Here is a 17,024-nt window from a genome sequence, read left to right on the forward strand (position 1 = left end):
ACTGTTTCCAGTAACTATTTTCAGTAACAGTCTCCAGTAATAACGGGCGAGCACTCTATCATCAAGTGCTCGCTTTTTTTGAGGATCGTGCAGAGGAATAGCGCGACGGTTAGGCTTTTTGTGGCGTTAAGAAACCGCCCTCTTTTAGCACCTGTGCGTAGCCTTCTTTGTAGGTCGGATAGCGAAATTCATAACCTGTTTCACGGATGCGGCTATTATCGCAGCGTTTACTGGTGCGACGGCGTAGGGGTGACTGCATGGTCTCGGTAGATTCAACCTTGAGCTGTTTGGCTAACCACGCCATCACGTTATGTAGGGTGACAGGCTCGCAGTCGCTAGCTAGGTAAAGGTCGGCGAGTGGCGCGCCTTTTTCCTGACAACGAATTAAGTGCGCCAAAATACCGGTGCAGTCATCACGGTGAATACGGTTGGAGTAGCTGACGGGGGTCACCGCGGCAATACGGCCTTCCGCGACCTGGTGAATCAAACGATCACGGCCAGGGCCGTAAATACCCGAAAAGCGCACAACTGTGCCGGGAATCGGATGATTAATCAGCGCTTGTTCAGCATTGCACATCAGCTTGCCAGAAAAACTGGTCGAACCGGTTGGGCTGTCTTCATTTACGACTTCGCCTTCCTGCTGGCCATAGACACTGGTCGACGACACAAAAAAGATACGTTTTGGCGGCGTTTTATGTTGCTCCAGCACGCCAAGCACACGATTGAGGCCATCCGGATAGGCGCTTTGGTAGGCACTCTCCTCAAAACGGTCAGCGCTGACCGTATAAATAACGTAGTCAGCGTGAGGCAGAGCGTCAGCACCAGCGCCTTCAAGGTCGTTAAGATCAAGCGCCAACGGCTCAATGCCGGTGTCTTTTAATGCCTCGGTGTGACGGCGTACGCCGATAACATGATGACCCTCACTGAGTAGCTCGCGTCCGAGCGTTATGCCGATATCTCCGCAGCCAATAATCAGTACCGTTTGCTTCACCTTGGTCACTCCTCTTGATTAATATTCCCTATCAGATACAAAGTCCCTATGAGATGTGCCATCTTCAATAGGGTTTGTTTGTCCTTTTCCATCTCGCTATCACGATGACTGTAACGAGCTGCAACGAGAGGATGCCACTGGCACCGCTATGACTTTAACAGAACTACGCTACATCGTAACCCTTGCCCAAGAACGTCACTTTGGTCGCGCCGCCGAACGCTGTCATGTTTCACAGCCAACGCTCTCGGTGGCGGTAAAAAAGCTTGAGGACGAGCTTGGTACACCGCTGTTTGAACGTTCCAAATCAACGGTGCAGGTCACCCCGCTGGGAGACAAAATCGTTGCTCAAGCCCAGCGCGTGCTGGAACAGAGCCGACTTATCTACGAAATGGCGAATGCTGGAAAAGACCAGTTGGCTAACCCGCTGCGCATTGGTGCTATTTATACGATAGGCCCCTACTTATTTCCCCACCTAGTGCCAGCACTGGCTAGCGCTGCGCCGCAAATGCCGTTGTATATCGAAGAAGGTATGACCGGTTCTCTGCGGACAAAGTTACGCAGTGGCGAGCTGGATGTGATTATTGTGGCGCTGCCTTTCACAGAGACCGACGTGGTTACCAAGCCGATTTACGATGAGCATTTTGAGGTATTGATGCCAGCCAGCCATCGCTGGGTAAGTCGTAACGCGATTCACAAAGAAGATTTGTTAGAAGAGCGCTTGTTGTTGCTGGGGGAAGGGCACTGCTTCCGTGATCAAATTTTAGAAGCCTGTCCGGCGATTACCCAAAAGCTTAACAGCCCAAATAATACGTTGATAGCAGAGGGGGGATCATTGGAAACCATTCGCCATATGGTGGCATCTAAATTAGGCATTACGGTACTGCCACAGTCGGCGCTGGGCACTGATCAGTATGAAAATGCCATGTTAGTGAGCCGGCCATTCGTTGAGCCTGCGCCTTCGCGCACCGTTGCCATTGCGTGGCGGGCAAGCTTTCCTCGCCCAAAAGCAATTGATGCATTAGCCAAGGCGATTAGCCAATGTCAGCAACCTGTACACACTGCTAGTCCGTCCTCATGAGTGACCTTTCTGCACCGGTTTCGTCGCTGAAAGGGGTTGGTGAGGCGCTCGCGTTAAAGTTGGCGCGATTGGGAATAGACTGCGTAAGCGACCTGCTATTTCACCTGCCGTTGCGCTACCAGGACCGTACACGGCTAACGCCCATTGGCCTGCTGCGTGCAGGGAGTGAGGCGGTGATAGAAGGCGAAGTCACCGCGTGCGATGTTGTTAAGGGGCGTCGGCGTAGTTTGTTAGTCCGGGTGCGTGATGAAAGCGGTATTTTAAGCCTGCGTTTTTTTCATTTTTCGCCTGCCCAGCAGCAACAGATGCGCCCTGGTGTTACGGTGCGTGCGTTTGGGGAGGCGCGCGCGGGAGCAACAGGGCTGGAAATTTACCATCCTGAGTATCGGTTAAGCGGGGGTAACGATACACCAGTTGAGGAGTATTTCACGCCGATTTACCCGACCACTGAAGGGCTGCATCAAACGCGTTTGCGCGCACTTACCCAGCAAGCGCTTACGCTACTGCAGCGCTCTCCTGAGTTGTTGCCGGACGTCATTCCAGATGCCCTACGTCAGCGCTTCCGCCTGCCGGGATTGCACGCAAGCTTGCAGCTGCTACATCAACCGCCGCCGGATGTGGACTTAGAGCAGCTTGCCCACGGCCATCACCCCGCCACGCGTAGACTGGCGCTGGAAGAGCTACTGGCCCACCAACTCAGCCTGCGTGAAGTACGGTTACGTATTCAAGCGGATGGTGCGCCATCGCTGCCTTCGGGGCGCAGCCTGCAAACCCGCTTTTTAGCCCAGTTACCGTTTGCTCTTACCGGTGCGCAGCGCCGTGTACTGGAAGAGATTAGCCTAGACCTTGCGCGGCCCGCCCCGATGCTACGGCTCGTGCAGGGCGACGTCGGCTCAGGCAAGACGGTCGTTGCGGCGATGGCGGCACTCTCGGCGCTGGCGGGCAATTGCCAGGCAGCGATGATGGCTCCCACGGAAATTCTTGCTGAACAGCACTACCGGGCATTTAAAGCCTGGTTTGAGCCGCTGGGCATCGAAGTGGCTTGGTTGGCAGGCAAGCTCAAAGGTAAAGCGCGGTTAGATGCTAAAGCCGCTATTGCCGATGGCCGTGCCCGTATGGTGGTGGGCACCCATGCGTTGTTTCAGAGCGACGTACACTTTCAGTGTTTGGGGTTGGCAATTATTGATGAGCAGCACCGCTTTGGCGTTCATCAACGTTTGGCGCTGCGTGAGAAAGGCGAAGCAGGCGGGCTAACACCCCACCAACTGATCATGACCGCGACACCAATTCCTCGCACGTTGGCCATGAGTGCTTACGCGGATTTGGATGTCTCGGTAATTGATGAGTTGCCGCCAGGGCGTACGCCGGTTAAAACCGTAGTGGTGTCTGATGAGCGGCGGCCTGAAGTGGTCGAACGCATTCGCAACGCCTGCAGTGATGGGCGCCAGGCCTACTGGGTGTGCACGCTGATTGAAGAGTCTGAGGTGCTGCAGTGTCAGGCCGCCGAAGTCACTCGCGATGAACTAACCCAGGCGCTGCCTGAGCTCGCTATTGGTCTGATTCACGGGCGTATGAAGGCCAGCGAAAAAGTCGCGGTGATGGAGGCCTTCAAAACGGGCGAACTCGACTTGCTGGTGGCCACCACTGTTATTGAAGTGGGCGTAGATGTCCCCAATGCCAGCCTGATGATTATCGAAAACCCGGAGCGTCTGGGGCTTTCTCAGCTGCATCAACTGCGTGGCCGAGTTGGGCGTGGCAGCACGGAAAGCTTCTGTGTGTTGCTTTATCACCCGCCGCTTTCGAAAAGTTCTCGGGAGCGCCTGGGCGTAATGCGTGAAACGACAGACGGTTTCCGTATTGCCGAAAAAGACTTGGAAATTCGTGGCCCCGGCGAAGTGCTTGGCACTCGCCAAACCGGCCTTGCCCAAATGAAAATTGCTGATCTTGAGCGTGATGCCGACCAGCTAGAGCGCGTCACCGCCCTAGCTCAGGCGCTGCAAGGCAATGCCGAAGTTACCGCCGTATTAGTGCGGCGTTGGCTAGGTGAAGCCGCCGGACGCTACGGGCAGGTGTAGAGAGTGATACAGCGCTTAAGCAGCGTTGCTCGCTGCTTGGTGGCTTTCTCCCTGCGTCTCTGTTAAGCGATTGGCGGCTTCACCAAGGGGCCCTAGCTGCGCGGCAATCAAGCGTAGTTGGCTTTGGATGGGGCGGTAAAGAGCAATGGCTTGTTCGTCTCTCTCTGAATCCTGCTTATCGAAGGCGTCGGAAGTAGTCTGCTCTAGCTGCGCAAGTAGGTCGTTGACTTGATCAGCTAAGGGCGTGATGGGTTGGCGCTTGTTGAGCTGTTCTGCCAGTTGTTCCAGCAGCTCGCTGATGCGCTTGGCAAGGGGCACCAACGCGGCGTCGTCCTCATCTTCAGCCAACTGGTGGCGGTGAGCGCCAAGAGCCGATAAGTGGCTTAGCAGGGTGTTAGACAGCACGAGAAAGCGTAGGCCGCTGTCGGCGTCCTGTTTGCGATAGTGCCCCGGCTCGTGGAGTATATTGGTGAGCAGCGTTGACAGCGCTGCATCGGCATTGTGAGCATTGCGGCGGGCTAATCGGTAAGCCAAATCGTCCTGCTTGCCCTCTTCATACTGGTGAACAATCTCATCTAAATAACGGCGGTGGCTGGTGAGGACTTTTGCGGCCTCCCGATACAGCCGACGCCCTTGCCAGTCAGGCAGAATAAAAAATACCGCTAGCCCGGCAATCAACGAACCCACCAAGGTATCCAATAACCTAGGTAAGATCAGATTAAAACCGTCGCCAACTTGGTTAAAACTGCACAGCACTAGCAGTGTGATAGAGGCGGTGGCGATAACGTAGTGACGCTCGCGGTTAGCAAAAAAACAAACGCCCGCGGCCACCGCAATCATGCTTTGTATGCTGGCTTGAGGGAACAAGCTAATGGATGCCCAACCGGCAATGAGGCCAAGCACCGTGCCGAGGATGCGCTGTGACAGAAAACGACGCGTGGTGGCAAAGTTAGGACGACAGACGAACAGCGTGGTGAGTAAAATCCAAAACCCCTGCTCAGGGTCAAGCCACTGAAGCAACCCATAGCCCACTAGCAGTGCGGTGGATAAGCGCACCGCATGGCGAAACGTGGGAGAACCCAGCGTCAAATTTAGCTGGACGCGTTTCCACGCTTCTAACACGCTAGAGGGCGAGCGGTCGTAAAGCGAGCTATCACGACGATCATCGTCGGTGTCTGGGTTGTGAGCACTGGCAATCTGAGCTTCCAGAATGGACAGGTTATCGGCAAGTGCATTGAGCGGATGCATGAGCGGACGCCATTCGGGCTTACCGTGCTCGCTAAGGTTGTCGATAGAAGCGCGTAGATCGGCCAGTGCCTGCTCACTCTGCTCATGGCCAAACGGGCGGTTAAGCAACAACGATTTGGCTAGTTGGCGGCAGGCGCGACCTTGCTGGTCTAAGAGACGCTGACAACGAAAGAGCACGTCGTGGTGAAAAAATGCTTCGGTGAGTGCGCTATAGGGGTAGTGGGTCGAGCTTGCCCGCTCGTGTATATCCTGGGCGATAAAGTAAATCTGTAAGTAGCGGTTTAGCTTGCGGCTGCCACGCTGCCCCTCTAAGCGGCGAAAAATCATCTCTTTCGCCTGGTTGAGGGCATCGACGACTTTGCCGTTTTGTCTGGCGAGCGCCACGCGACGCGCCTCTAGATCGACACCGCGGACAGGCTCAAACAGCGCAGACTTCAAGATTAAAAACTCACCTAGCGCTTTATATACCCGCGCCATGCTTTGTTTAACTGGCTGGCGCGAAAAAAGGGCGCACCATAGGATTGAGATAACCCCGTACCACGCGGCTCCCGCAAGCAGCAGCAACTGCCGGGAAGCCACATCTTCATCTACGCCACCGTGCTGTTCAATGTTGATCATTGAGTAGATCGACAGGATTAACGTGCCCGACGCAATGGTCGCGTACCGCTGACCAATGGCACCCAGCATAATTAACGTGAAGGTAGAAACTGCCAGCCCAACTGCAAACAGCCACGGCCAGGGGAAAAGCCACTGAACAACAAACGAGGCCGATGCAAAGCAAGCAAGTGTCACCACCAGCGCCTGCAAGCGCCCCTGCCAACTGTCATCGGTTTCAGAAAGCGCGCTTGCAATAATGCCCAAAAACAGCGGAATCACCAGCGCGATGTCACCTGCAAAACCGCTAAACAGCAGCGCCCCGCTAAACGCGATAAACACACGCAGGCTGTAGGCAAACTTATCTAGGGTCCATAGACGCCGCAAAGGCAATGAAATAGGCATAAAATCTCTGGTGAACTAGCTTTATACTTTAGTATAACATAGGGTTGATCGGTGTATGGTGCCATATTCCTCTCTCGCCCCTTCAACATTAGGCCATTGTCGCTTTAATTTATTGTTGTCCTCTAGCCCAACCTATTGGAGTGTTCTAAAAAATAGCGCACTAAGGTCCTATGATTGGAACGGCAACCTTTCGATACTCGGAGCGACTCTAAAAAAAACAGGGACACTCCTATGGATCTCAAGTTATTACTGGATTGGCGCCTTCACCTAACGGTGATAGTGACGTCGATGTTTGCCGAGTGGGTCGGCATCGTGCGCATTCCTCTCGGGCCGGGAACACTACTGTTACTACCGCTGCTCTACGCTTTTGTGATCGGCGTACTATTTAACCCTCATCTTTTCTCGGCAATGGGCAAGGTGATTCCTAAACCAGTCAGCAACGCGGCTGGCCCGATTATTCTTATTGCCATCCTGCCGTTTATCGCCAAATTTGGTTCCACCATTGGCCCTGCGGTCGAACAAATTATTGCCGCTGGTCCCGCACTGATACTCCAAGAGCTAGGGAATCTGGGCACCATGCTGATAGCGCTGCCCTTTGCCGTGTTAGTTCTCAAAATGGGTCGCGAAGCGATTGGCGCTACCTACTCTATTGCCCGTGAACCCAATATTGCCATTATTTCAGACCGCTACGGGCTAAGAAGCCCCGAGGGTATCGGGATTATGGGGGTGTACGTTGTAGGCACCATGTTCGGTACGCTCTACTTCGCCTTAATGGCGGGCTATATCGCGTCGCTGGATATTCTTGATATTCGTGCCTTGGCCATGGCCTGCGGGGTGGGCAGTGGCAGTATGGTGGCGGCGTGTTCGGCAGCTTTAGCCGAAGCAGTACCGGCATCTAAAGACGAACTACTCGCCTTTGCTGGGGCAAGCAACCTGCTTACTTACGCTACCGGTTTGTATATCTCACTATTTATCGCGCTACCGGTCACCGAGTGGATGTACAAGCGCTTAAATGGCTCGCGCCAGGAGGTTAGCCATGAAAACTCATGAGAGCCCAATCGATCAGTTCGATGCTGAGGCGTTAAAAGAGCTGCGCCCGGAAAATCAGCTGGGTAAAACCGCGTTAGTACTGGCAGCGGTGTGCGTGGCGGCGTGGTTTAGCAATATCGTCAACGGTTCGCCTTTATTAGACGCCCTGCCCGGCATGTTGATTCTCTATGTCATGGTGATTATCGGCTTGGTGGTTGGACGGTTTTGTCCTTTTTACCTGCCCAGCGTGGCCTGGGTGTCGCTGATTAGCATTATTGCGACGCTGCCGTTCTTCCCCGGTAATGGTTGGATCATCGCACGGCTGGCTGAAGTGGATTTCTTGGCAGTGGTCACACCGGTATTGGCCTACGCAGGACTGGCACTTACCGGACGTGAGTTCGCCATGTTCAAGCAAACTGGCTGGAAGCTGGTAGTGGTAGCGCTGTTAGTATTTACCGGTACCTTTATTGGCTCTGCCGTTGTCGCTCATGTGATGCTTTAAGGATAAGACGATGACTGCTTCAGTAGACTTACCGGATAGCGCAGAACTAAAAGCGTGGCGCCATGATTTCCATCAACACCCGGAAACCGCGTTTGAGGAGCATCGCACCAGTGCGCGTATTGCCGAGCTGCTAACTGAGTGGGGCTTTGAAGTAACCACCGGGATTGCCGGAACAGGTGTTGTAGCCACTCTGGATGGTCAACAAGGGGAAGGCAAAACCATCGGCCTGCGGGCCGATATCGACGCCCTGGATATTAGCGAAGAGACGGCGCTTGCCTACGCCTCGCAAACACCCGGCAAGATGCATGCCTGCGGCCACGATGGGCATACCACGATGCTGTTGGGCGCTGCCTGGGCGTTAAAGCAGCAGCCTGATTTCAAAGGCCGGGTGGTGTTTATCTTTCAGCCCGCCGAAGAGAATGCAGGTGGCGGGCGGGTGATGGTTGAAGAGGGGCTGTTTGAGCGCTTTCCCATGGATGCCGTGTACGGCCTGCATAACTGGCCGGGGTTGCCGGTAGGTGTTGCCGCGGTGCACGATACAGACGTTATGGCCGCCTTTGATATCTTTAGCCTGACGCTGACTGGCAAGGGCTGCCACGCGGCGATGCCGCATTTAGGTACCGATACGGTGTTGGCGAGCTGCCAACTGATTAGCCAACTGCAAGGGTTGGTGAGTCGCGAAACGCCGCCTGATAAAGCAGCCGTGCTAAGTATTACCAGTATTAACGCCGGTGATACCTTCAACGTGATTCCCGAGCAGGTGGCGCTGCGCGGCACACTGCGTTGTTTTGATATGGCACACAAAGAGCATTTGGAAGCGCGCTTTAAGCAAGCGATTACCAACTTAGCTGAGTTTCATGGCTTAACCGTTGAACTGGACTACCAGCGCTGCTATCCCGCCACTATCAATACCCCTGAACATGCTCAGCACTGCGCCTCGGTGCTAGAAAACTTACTCGGTAGTGGCAACGTGATCCGCAACCCGCCACCCAGCATGGCGTCTGAGGATTTCTCATTCCTGCTTGCCGAGCGCCCAGGTGCCTATATCTGGATGGGCAATGGCGAGGAGTCCGCTTCGTTGCATAACCCGCACTATGACTTCAACGATGCATTGCTGCCGCTGGGGGCGCGCTACTGGGTGGAGCTGGTAAGAGCGTTACTCGTCTAAATTCCTGACTTAATACACGTTATTCGCTCTCTGATGCCCACTGGGTAGGGGAGCGTCTACCCCAAATATCACCACCGAACATAGCGTCTTGTTATCTAAAAAGCGTTTTGGGAGTTTTACGATGTCATTACAAACTGAGCCCTCGGCAACTGGGTCTTTAACTATTACCGTCATCGGCTTGGGGCAGATGGGCGGTAATATGGCGCTGACGCTTAAAGCCGCCGGATTTGCGGTAACGGGAAGCGATGTATTTGAGCAAGCACGGTCGCGCCTCGCTGCTCAAGGGGTACCCGCTGTGGCTCCCGAAGAGCTACCCGCAAGCGACGTTTACCTGCTGTCATTGCCCACCTCCGCCCATGTGCGTGAGGTGCTCGAGCAATCGCCAGGCCTGATTAACCTGGCGCCAAAAGGTAGCGTGATTGTTGATACTTCCACCAGTGACCCCGCCGTGACGCGTGAACTGGCAGAAAAAGTTAGCGCAGCGGGTCTTCTATGGTTGGATGCACCGGTCAGCGGAGGCCCCAAAGGCGCTGCTAGCGGCAAGCTGGGGATGCTATTGGGAGGCGATGAACGCACTATCGAACGGGTATTGCCGATGCTGGAAGCGATGTCAGCCAAGCGCACCCATGTGGGTGGCCCGGGCAGCGGCCATGTGGTCAAGCTTGCCAATAATTACCTGTGTGCCGCGCACTTGTTAACCACCGCCGAAGCCGTTGCTATGGCAGCCAAAGCGGGCGTTGACCCCGCTGCCTGCTTGGCGGGGCTCAATAGTGGTTCTGGGCGTAGTGCGGTTAGCGAGGTGAATTTCCCCGAATGGGTGCTTAGCGAACGCTTTGACTCAGGGTTTACCACCGGCTTGATGCGTAAAGACCTGCGTTTAGCGCGAGATGCCGCTGAGCAACTGAATATACCCTCGCCGCTGTTACAAGCCGTGGTCGATGCCTGGCACGCCAACGCCGATCACCCCGCCGATAGCGATGACTTTAACCATATCACTACACCGATATTAGCTCGCGCTACTCAAGCGGAGGGTAACGAATGAACACACTGAGCCAACATGCCTGCGACCATCTTGCTGAACTGCTTGAAGGGTTTGGATTAGCCGCTGCCACACCGCTGAGTAACTGGATTGATGGTGATTTAGTGGTGGGAGAGGGTGAAGTGATCACCTTGAGCAATCCGGCCACCGGCGAAACGCTGGTGAGCTATCGCGATGCAGGAGCCGCGCTGATTGAACGTGCTACCCAAGCGGCTGAGCGTGGCCAGCGCGCATGGATGGCGTTAACCGCCAGCGAGCGTGGACGGCGTATGAATGCCGCCATACGCAGCTTGGAGGGCCATGAAGAGGCACTGGCTCAGCTGGAAAGTGTGGTGGCCGGCAAGCCGATTCGTGACTGCCGCGCTGAAGTAGGCAAAGTGCGTGAGATGTTCGAGTATTACGCAGGCTGGTGCGACAAGCAGCATGGCGAAGTGATTCCGGTGCCTACCTCGCACCTTAACTATGTGCACCACGTGCCCTATGGCGTGGTGGGGCAGATTACCCCCTGGAACGCACCGATGTTCACCTGTGCCTGGCAGTTAGCCCCGGCCATGGCAGCGGGCAATGGCGTGGTGCTGAAGCCTTCCGAACTGACGCCGTTCTCCTCGGTGGTGATTGCCAAGCTGCTTGAAAGCGGCGGGCTTCCTAAAGGATTGATCAATATCGTCAATGGGCTAGGCAAATCGACCGGCGCAGCGCTGACCGATCACCCCGCCATCAGCAAGCTGGTATTTGTAGGCTCCCCCCAGAGTGGTCGCATGATCGCCGAAGCAGGTGCGCGGAGGCTGGTACCCAGCGTGTTAGAGCTAGGGGGCAAATCGGCTAATATCGTGTTTGCCGATGCTAAGCTGAATGAAGCCGTTGCAGGCGCCCAGGCGGCCATTTTTGCTGCGGCAGGGCAGAGCTGTGTGGCCGGGTCGCGGCTGTTGATCGAACGCTCGGTGTTTGAGCAAGTTACCAGTCGTTTAGCGCGGGCGGCGGAGCAGATTCAAGTGGGCCTGCCTAGTGACGAAGCAACTCGCATGGGGCCACTACAGAATCGCCGTCAGTTTGAGCAAGTGACGCGTATGATTGACGCTGCAGTAGCCGCTGGCGCGCGGCTGTTAACGGGGGGGAAACGTCCGTCAGGGCTGCCTGACGAGGCTCACGGTTACTTTATTGCCCCTACGGTGCTGGTTGATGTCACACCGGATATGGAGATCGCTCAGCAAGAGGTGTTCGGCCCGGTGCTGGTGGCGATGGCCTTCGACACCGAAAATGAGGCGATTCAACTTGCCAACGAGACCCGCTTTGGCTTGGCTGGCGCCGTTTGGAGCCAGGACGTTGCGCGGGCGCATCGCGTAGCTGGCCAGTTGCGAGCGGGTACGGTGTGGATCAATAGCTACAAGGCGATCAGCGTTATGTCGCCGTTCGGAGGCTTTGGCGATAGCGGCTTTGGGCGCTCCAGCGGTTTGGATGGCTTGCGCGAATACACGGTACCGCAAAGCGTTTGGGTGGAAACCGCCCCCGAAGCCAGCGTGGCATTTGGTTACGGTAGTGGTGTTGGTTGATCGCTCACTGCCAAGCCTGGGGCGCGAAAGGCCTGCATCCAGCGCTGTAGGTGGCGTAGCAGCAGAACGCTAGCTTTGGGCTGCTGTCGACCTACCCGCGTGACCATGTGGGCCTGGGAGCGCTGAAAAAGCGGATTATCTACCGGGCGCGCGACTAACGTGCCGAGCTCTAAATCATGGGCGACGGCAAAGGCGGGCAGCAAGGTAATGCCCATACCGCTACGCACGTATTGCGCCAGAATCACCATGGAGTTGGTGTTCATCGCCATGCGCGGGGCTATGCGCGACTGCTGAAAGGCTTGGTCAACCATTTGGCGCACCCCATGAGTAGTATCCCACATGGCCATTGGCTGTGTGCTTAACTGAGTGAGCGTAAGCGGTGTGGTGTGCTTGGCTAAAGGGTGGTTGGGGGCCAAGATAGCCATCAGTGGCTGAGGGCTAGATGACCAGAAACGCAGCTGGGGATGGGTACGCTCATGGAACATCAAGCCGATATGGCTGTGATCACTGATAATGGCATCAATTATCCCCGAGGTGCCTGCGGTATGGATATCGAGCTGAATGCCCGCATAGCGTTGGGTAAATTCATGCAGAGGAGACGCGACTAGGTCACTGACAAATCCTTCACCGACGGTGAGCGATATCTTGCCAGTTTCCATGCGTTGGTAGGATTCAAGTGAGGCAATAAAGCCTTCATCAAGAGCGCCGCGTCGTTCGCAGTACTCAAGCAGCATTTCGCCTACCGGGGTAGGCGAAATGCCGTCGCGATGACGCTCCATCAGGGTTGCCCCCAAGGCTTCTTCCAGCAGGGCAATCTGCCGGCTTACTGCCGAGGGGGCAATGTCCAAGCGCGCCGCTGCACGGCGCACTGAGCCAGACTCAAGGGTAACGCGAAAGTAAACCAATCGCTGATGAGGAATATCCACTGGTAGCTGCTATGCCTCTGCACTGGCTCTGTATAAATCGTTACCCTAAGGGTCCCCGAACCTTGTGGTGTTCTCTAAACCGATAACAATACTATAGGTACTTAAGTAGTCCCTGCAGCTTATTCATATCGGCAGAGTCGCCCACTAGGCGGACTTCACCGGCTACCATGCCATCTAGAAATGCCTGTTGCGTCGGTTTTTTAAGGATTTTCAGCGCGGCATCCTGATCGCGAAAACGAAGCTCAAGGTCTAGATCAACGGGTAGCCCTTTGCCGGTATCAATGCCTTTCGGCGCCATTCGATAATACCGGGCAATGCTGAGGTCTTCCGTGGCAACGCCCCAGTCTAGACCGCGCATTCGCTCAAGTTGCTCGCGAAAGCGCGGCTTGCGTCGCAGGGCTCTTTTAAGCAGTAAGCTCAGTAGCCACAGCGTCAGCTTGAGTTTCATTAGGAAACGGCGTCCTTAAGCGCTTTGCCCGGCTTGAACGCAACGTTTTTGCTGGCGGGAATCTGTAACGGCGCGCCAGTTTGGGGGTTTTTGCCAGTACGTGCGGCACGCTGGCGTACGGTAAACGTTCCAAAACCAATCAGAGCGACATCTTCGCCTTTGGCAACGCTGTTAGTGATTTCGTCCAAGATAACGTTCAGGACTTGGCCTGCTTTATCTTTGGATAGATCAGCACTTTCAGCAATTGCAGCTGCGAGTTCAGGTTTGCGCATAAAGGTATCTCCCTATGTGGAAATCAAGCGTAAGTTCATCTGTGTTGTTAGAAGCACTGCCCAGCTGGTTAACTTTTTTAGCCTAGTCGCTAAGGCGGCGAAAATCAGCCTAGCAGCGCAGGTGCTACTCTGGAAAGCTCCACTTTCCTTCTCACGCAGCTGCCTGTCAACGCAAATCCAATCAAACGACCGTCTTTATTTTCAGCAACGGCTGTCATGTCACCGACTTCTCCCTCAATTTTCCACCGTGCTGGCGTGGTTGCTGGAGGGTAGGCAACCACGGGAAGTAATGGTGTTTTCACAATGACGGGCCACGCCCCAAAGCTGACGCTGGTTGGTTTTCCGGCGAGTGTTGTCGCTAGCGCTTTTACACTTGCCTGCAGGGGTTGAACATACATAGCGTTAACTCCCTCAACGCAAGCCGCATCGCCCAACGCAAATATGTTCGGTTGAGAGGTGCGTAGCTGGCGATCAACCACAATACCGCGATGGCTAACCGCCAGCCCGGCTGCTTCAGCAAGTTGAGTGCGCGGAGCTAAGCCCGTGGCGAGTAATATGATGTCGGCAGCATAGACGTCGCCATTATCAAGATGGAGTGATAGGGCATTATCTACGCTAAGGGCGAGCGTTTTCAGGTTATGCCCTAGAGCAAGTTGGATGCCCGCGTCTTGGAAAGCATCCGCCAGCGCTTGGCCGAGTGGCTCGGGCAGTAGACGTTGCAGCGGGGTGCTTTCTGGCGCAATGAGGGTGACTTGGTGGCCGCCAGCATGGAGGTCATTGGCGAACTCGCAGCCCACCAGCCCGGCACCAACAACCGCAACACGTTGAGTAGGCGCTGCGCCCAATGCGGCATAAAAGCGGCGATACTCATCTAAGTCGTTGATGGTAAAGCATCGTTTGGTGACACTCTCGGGAACGCTGAACGGCGTATGGGGCGCTGCCCCAGTGGCTAGCACTAGATCGTCATAGTGGAGCTGTTGGCCATTACTAAGTTCTATGCATTGGTTATCCACATGTAGGTGTGCGACCTGGGTGTGGGTAATTAACTCAGCATTCAGTTCTTCTGCGACGCCGCTGGCGTCACGTTGGGCGAGTTGGTCTGGCGTTAAGCGTTTCGCAAAGCCAGTAGAAAGCAGCGGTTTACTGTAATCATCGCCACTATCGGCACTGATAAGGGTAATGGCACGTGTATCGCCTTGTCGGCGTAGGGCGCGCGCAAGGCCAATCCCCGCCATGCCGGTGCCAATAATAATCAGTGCCGAATGGGAATATCGCGATATCTCGTGTGAGGGCATGCAGTCACCAAAAGTCGGCGGAACAAAAGCCTGTGAGGTCACCATGTTACACTAGCTTTCTGTGTATTGACCGCCTTGGAGACTTTGGTGATCGCCCCTACTGTTCGGCAAGCTTGCCTATTTCCTCATCGACTATTTCCTCACTGGCTTCCTGTTGCTGCGGCTCGTCCTGCAATGAGCGCTTCGTGGTGGCAGTGGGTGGCCTCGACGGACTCCTTAACGATGCGGTTAACCGTCGCAGGCGGCACGAACGCATTTCGGGTGCAATTGTTACGCCAAACGATTGGTTTACCTCTGCGGGATGAAGCGCTAGCGCTGGGAATTGAACCGCGCCGCTATGCATGGCTGAGAGAAGTTGCGTTGTGTGTCGGCGATAAGCCCTGGGTAGTCGCACGCTCGGTAGCGCCACTCAGTCAATTACAAGGTAAGGGGTTAGAAGGGCTTGGCGAGCGTTCATTAGGCAGCTGGTTGTTTCAGCAACCTGACTTGGTGCGTGGGCCACTCTACGCCACTCGCCATCAGCCACGCTTTGTCGCGGAACACCCTGCGTCGCTTTTAGACAGCGTATGGGGGCGGCGCTCAGTGTTTCAGCACAGTGGGCTGTCGCTGTTAGTGCAGGAATACTTTTTATCGACCATGGCAGATGATCTTGCCCTGTCTTCGCGCTAGGCTATCGCCAGCGTTTTCTTTTTGAGAGGTAAGCATGGACCGTTCTCTGTTGAGGCCAACGGGATGGGCTCGGGTGGCTGATTTTTTACATTTAATGCGATTGGATCGCCCGATTGGTACTTGGCTATTGATGTGGCCCACCTTATGGGCATTGTGGATAGCGGCAGAGGGCGTGCCTGGGCGGAATGTTCTGCTGATCTTTATTGCTGGCGTTTATGTGATGCGCGCTGCGGGCTGTGTGGTTAATGATTACGCTGATCGTCATTTCGATGGCCATGTAAAGCGCACTAAACATCGTCCGCTAGCCACTGGTCGTATCAGTGAAACCGAGGCGCAGCTGCTGTTTATCGCGCTGGTAGCCACTGCTTTCATTTTAGTGCTACTGACCAATTGGTTTACGGTGCTGTTGTCGATAGGGGGTGTTGTACTGGCGTTCATTTACCCGTTTATGAAGCGCTACACCCATTTACCTCAGGTAGTGTTAGGGGCTGCGTTCTCTTGGGCGATCCCCATGGCATTCGGTGCGATATTGGGTCATGTACCGTTTGAAGCATGGCTATTGTTTAGCGCTAATGTGCTGTGGACCGTTGCCTACGATACTCAATACGCCATGGTCGACCGCGACGATGATCTAAAAATAGGCATCAAATCTACCGCGGTGCTGTTTGGTAGCGCTGATCGTCTGATCATTGGTGTGCTGCAAGTGGCGACACTTGGACTACTTGCCTGGGCAGGATGGCTCGTTGGTTTAGGTGGCTTTTTCTGGCTTGGGCTAGCCGCTATGGCCGCCACGTTTGCCCATCAACAACGATTAATCGCTGGCCGTGAGCGCGACCGTTGCTTCCAGGCGTTTCTTAATAACCATTGGTCTGGGTTGTTAATTTTTGCAGGTATTGCACTAAGTTGGTGGCCAATAACTGGCTAAATATCCTCTATGTCATAAAATTGTCATTAAGTCATGGTGTTATTGTCACTGACATGTCTTTGAATTTTTTTGAACTATTTTTTTAAATTAGTTTTCATTGAACACCGTGAGGCCCTGGAATGACCGCCAAGACCGTTTTGATTGTCGATGATGAGGCGCCTATTCGCGAGATGATCGCAGTGGCGCTGGAAATGGCTGACTATCGCGTTCTTGAAGCGGATAACGCCCAGGATGCCCACGCCATGATGGTTGACCACCAGCCAGATCTGCTTCTGTTGGATTGGATGATGCCGGGCACCAGCGGTATTGAGCTTGCAAGACGCTTAAAGCGTGAAGAAGCCACCGCCGAGGTGCCTATTATCATGCTGACCGCTAAAGGCGAAGAAGATAATAAAATTCAAGGGCTTGAGGCTGGTGCGGATGATTATATCACCAAGCCTTTCTCTCCTCGTGAACTGGTGGCCCGTTTAAAAGCAGTATTGCGACGCACTACCCCCCGAGGTGTCGAAGACCCTATCGAAATTAATGGTTTGCTATTAGATCCAGTGAGCCATCGTGTGAGTGCGTACGGTAAAGCGTTAGAAATGGGGCCGACGGAGTATCGTCTGCTGCAGTTTTTCATGACGCACCAAGAGCGTGCCTATACGCGTAGCCAACTGCTCGATCAAGTATGGGGTGGTAACGTATACGTTGAAGAACGCACGGTAGATGTTCACATCCGACGTCTACGTAAGGCCTTAGGAGAAGCTCACCAGAGTCTCATTCAAACGGTGAGAGGCACTGGGTACCGTTTTTCTGCGCGGGTGTAAC

At 54.7% G+C, this 17,024-nt stretch carries 16 protein-coding genes; 10 read left to right on the forward strand and 6 right to left on the reverse strand.

Annotation, left to right across the window (positions count from 1 at the left end; all coding sequences use genetic code 11):
• Positions 1–109: 109 nt before the first annotated feature.
• The gene (locus HVE01_RS02715; protein ID WP_125753182.1) at positions 110–991 is read right to left on the reverse strand and encodes an SDR family oxidoreductase; all 882 of its coding nucleotides are present in this window, start codon (positions 989–991) and stop codon (positions 110–112) included.
• Positions 992–1,139: 148 nt separating this feature from the next.
• Here HVE01_RS02715 and HVE01_RS02720 point away from each other — a divergent pair, with 148 nt between their 5' ends.
• Positions 1,140–2,069 (forward strand): hydrogen peroxide-inducible genes activator, encoded by a 930-nt coding sequence (locus HVE01_RS02720; protein ID WP_146942246.1) that lies wholly within the window; start codon positions 1,140–1,142, stop codon positions 2,067–2,069.
• Entirely contained in the window at positions 2,066–4,144 is a 2,079-nt protein-coding gene (recG, locus tag HVE01_RS02725) for an ATP-dependent DNA helicase RecG (RefSeq protein ID WP_146942248.1), read from the forward strand. The genes HVE01_RS02720 and recG overlap by 4 nt, the downstream gene beginning before the upstream one ends.
• A gap of 15 nt (positions 4,145–4,159) precedes the next feature.
• Here recG and yccS read toward each other — a convergent pair whose 3' ends face one another.
• Positions 4,160–6,391, reverse strand: a complete 2,232-nt coding sequence (yccS, locus tag HVE01_RS02730; protein ID WP_146942250.1) for a YccS family putative transporter — start codon at positions 6,389–6,391, stop codon at positions 4,160–4,162.
• Between the two features lie 231 nt (positions 6,392–6,622).
• Here yccS and HVE01_RS02735 point away from each other — a divergent pair, with 231 nt between their 5' ends.
• From HVE01_RS02735 to HVE01_RS02755, 5 genes are all read left to right on the forward strand, one after another.
• A complete protein-coding gene (locus tag HVE01_RS02735; protein ID WP_125753160.1) occupies positions 6,623–7,441 on the forward strand; it encodes a DUF3100 domain-containing protein in 819 nt (272 codons plus the stop codon).
• Positions 7,428–7,922 carry a hypothetical protein gene (locus tag HVE01_RS02740; RefSeq protein WP_089040199.1) on the forward strand — a complete coding sequence of 165 codons (495 nt, stop codon included), beginning with the start codon at positions 7,428–7,430 and terminating at the stop codon, positions 7,920–7,922. The genes HVE01_RS02735 and HVE01_RS02740 overlap by 14 nt, the downstream gene beginning before the upstream one ends.
• A gap of 10 nt (positions 7,923–7,932) precedes the next feature.
• Entirely contained in the window at positions 7,933–9,090 is a 1,158-nt protein-coding gene (locus HVE01_RS02745) for a M20 aminoacylase family protein (protein ID WP_146942252.1), read from the forward strand.
• Positions 9,091–9,211: 121 nt separating this feature from the next.
• Positions 9,212–10,132, forward strand: coding sequence for an NAD(P)-dependent oxidoreductase (locus HVE01_RS02750; protein WP_125753153.1), 921 nt, complete (start codon positions 9,212–9,214; stop codon positions 10,130–10,132).
• Positions 10,129–11,679, forward strand: a complete 1,551-nt coding sequence (locus HVE01_RS02755; protein ID WP_146942254.1) for an aldehyde dehydrogenase family protein — start codon at positions 10,129–10,131, stop codon at positions 11,677–11,679. The genes HVE01_RS02750 and HVE01_RS02755 overlap by 4 nt, the downstream gene beginning before the upstream one ends.
• On the opposite strand, the gene HVE01_RS02760 is transcribed toward HVE01_RS02755, so the two are convergent.
• The 4 genes from HVE01_RS02760 to HVE01_RS02775 form a co-directional block, all read right to left on the reverse strand.
• Positions 11,658–12,605 carry a LysR family transcriptional regulator gene (locus tag HVE01_RS02760; protein ID WP_146942256.1) on the reverse strand — a complete coding sequence of 316 codons (948 nt, stop codon included), beginning with the start codon at positions 12,603–12,605 and terminating at the stop codon, positions 11,658–11,660. The two genes, HVE01_RS02755 and HVE01_RS02760, sit on opposite strands and share 22 nt — an antisense overlap.
• Positions 12,606–12,696: 91 nt before the next feature.
• Positions 12,697–13,053 carry a hypothetical protein gene (locus HVE01_RS02765; RefSeq protein WP_125753143.1) on the reverse strand — a complete coding sequence of 119 codons (357 nt, stop codon included), beginning with the start codon at positions 13,051–13,053 and terminating at the stop codon, positions 12,697–12,699.
• Positions 13,053–13,325 (reverse strand): HU family DNA-binding protein, encoded by a 273-nt coding sequence (locus HVE01_RS02770; protein ID WP_009723279.1) that lies wholly within the window; start codon positions 13,323–13,325, stop codon positions 13,053–13,055. The genes HVE01_RS02765 and HVE01_RS02770 overlap by 1 nt, the downstream gene beginning before the upstream one ends.
• Before the next feature lie 104 nt (positions 13,326–13,429).
• Positions 13,430–14,620 carry an NAD(P)/FAD-dependent oxidoreductase gene (locus HVE01_RS02775; RefSeq protein ID WP_146942258.1) on the reverse strand — a complete coding sequence of 397 codons (1,191 nt, stop codon included), beginning with the start codon at positions 14,618–14,620 and terminating at the stop codon, positions 13,430–13,432.
• An 87-nt stretch (positions 14,621–14,707) separates the two neighbouring features.
• Between HVE01_RS02775 and HVE01_RS02780 the strand changes: the two genes are divergently transcribed.
• The 3 genes from HVE01_RS02780 (at position 14,708) to phoB (ending at position 17,023) form a co-directional block, all read left to right on the forward strand.
• Positions 14,708–15,289 carry a chorismate--pyruvate lyase family protein gene (locus HVE01_RS02780; protein ID WP_244973770.1) on the forward strand — a complete coding sequence of 194 codons (582 nt, stop codon included), beginning with the start codon at positions 14,708–14,710 and terminating at the stop codon, positions 15,287–15,289.
• A gap of 34 nt (positions 15,290–15,323) precedes the next feature.
• Positions 15,324–16,214 (forward strand): 4-hydroxybenzoate octaprenyltransferase, encoded by an 891-nt coding sequence (gene ubiA / locus HVE01_RS02785; RefSeq protein WP_125753137.1) that lies wholly within the window; start codon positions 15,324–15,326, stop codon positions 16,212–16,214.
• 119 nt (positions 16,215–16,333) lie between these two features.
• Positions 16,334–17,023 carry a phosphate regulon transcriptional regulator PhoB gene (gene phoB, locus HVE01_RS02790; protein WP_009723274.1) on the forward strand — a complete coding sequence of 230 codons (690 nt, stop codon included), beginning with the start codon at positions 16,334–16,336 and terminating at the stop codon, positions 17,021–17,023.
• Position 17,024 lies beyond the last annotated feature (1 nt).

Source organism: Vreelandella venusta (assembly GCF_007989605.1).
GTDB lineage: Bacteria > Pseudomonadota > Gammaproteobacteria > Pseudomonadales > Halomonadaceae > Vreelandella > Vreelandella venusta.

Bases quoted from the DNA above. Each gene is read 5' to 3' on its own strand.
- HVE01_RS02720 (WP_146942246.1), top strand. From the start codon at position 1,140: ATGACTTTAACAGAACTACGCTACATCGTAACCCTTGCCCAAGAACGT.
- recG (WP_146942248.1), top strand. From the start codon at position 2,066: ATGAGTGACCTTTCTGCACCGGTTTCGTCGCTGAAAGGGGTTGGTGAG.
- yccS (WP_146942250.1), bottom strand. From the start codon at position 6,391: ATGCCTATTTCATTGCCTTTGCGGCGTCTATGGACCCTAGATAAGTTT.
- HVE01_RS02735 (WP_125753160.1), top strand. From the start codon at position 6,623: ATGGATCTCAAGTTATTACTGGATTGGCGCCTTCACCTAACGGTGATA.
- HVE01_RS02740 (WP_089040199.1), top strand. From the start codon at position 7,428: ATGAAAACTCATGAGAGCCCAATCGATCAGTTCGATGCTGAGGCGTTA.
- HVE01_RS02745 (WP_146942252.1), top strand. From the start codon at position 7,933: ATGACTGCTTCAGTAGACTTACCGGATAGCGCAGAACTAAAAGCGTGG.
- HVE01_RS02750 (WP_125753153.1), top strand. From the start codon at position 9,212: ATGTCATTACAAACTGAGCCCTCGGCAACTGGGTCTTTAACTATTACC.
- HVE01_RS02755 (WP_146942254.1), top strand. From the start codon at position 10,129: ATGAACACACTGAGCCAACATGCCTGCGACCATCTTGCTGAACTGCTT.
- HVE01_RS02765 (WP_125753143.1), bottom strand. From the start codon at position 13,053: ATGAAACTCAAGCTGACGCTGTGGCTACTGAGCTTACTGCTTAAAAGA.
- HVE01_RS02770 (WP_009723279.1), bottom strand. From the start codon at position 13,325: ATGCGCAAACCTGAACTCGCAGCTGCAATTGCTGAAAGTGCTGATCTA.
- HVE01_RS02775 (WP_146942258.1), bottom strand. From the start codon at position 14,620: ATGCCCTCACACGAGATATCGCGATATTCCCATTCGGCACTGATTATT.
- ubiA (WP_125753137.1), top strand. From the start codon at position 15,324: ATGGACCGTTCTCTGTTGAGGCCAACGGGATGGGCTCGGGTGGCTGAT.
- phoB (WP_009723274.1), top strand. From the start codon at position 16,334: ATGACCGCCAAGACCGTTTTGATTGTCGATGATGAGGCGCCTATTCGC.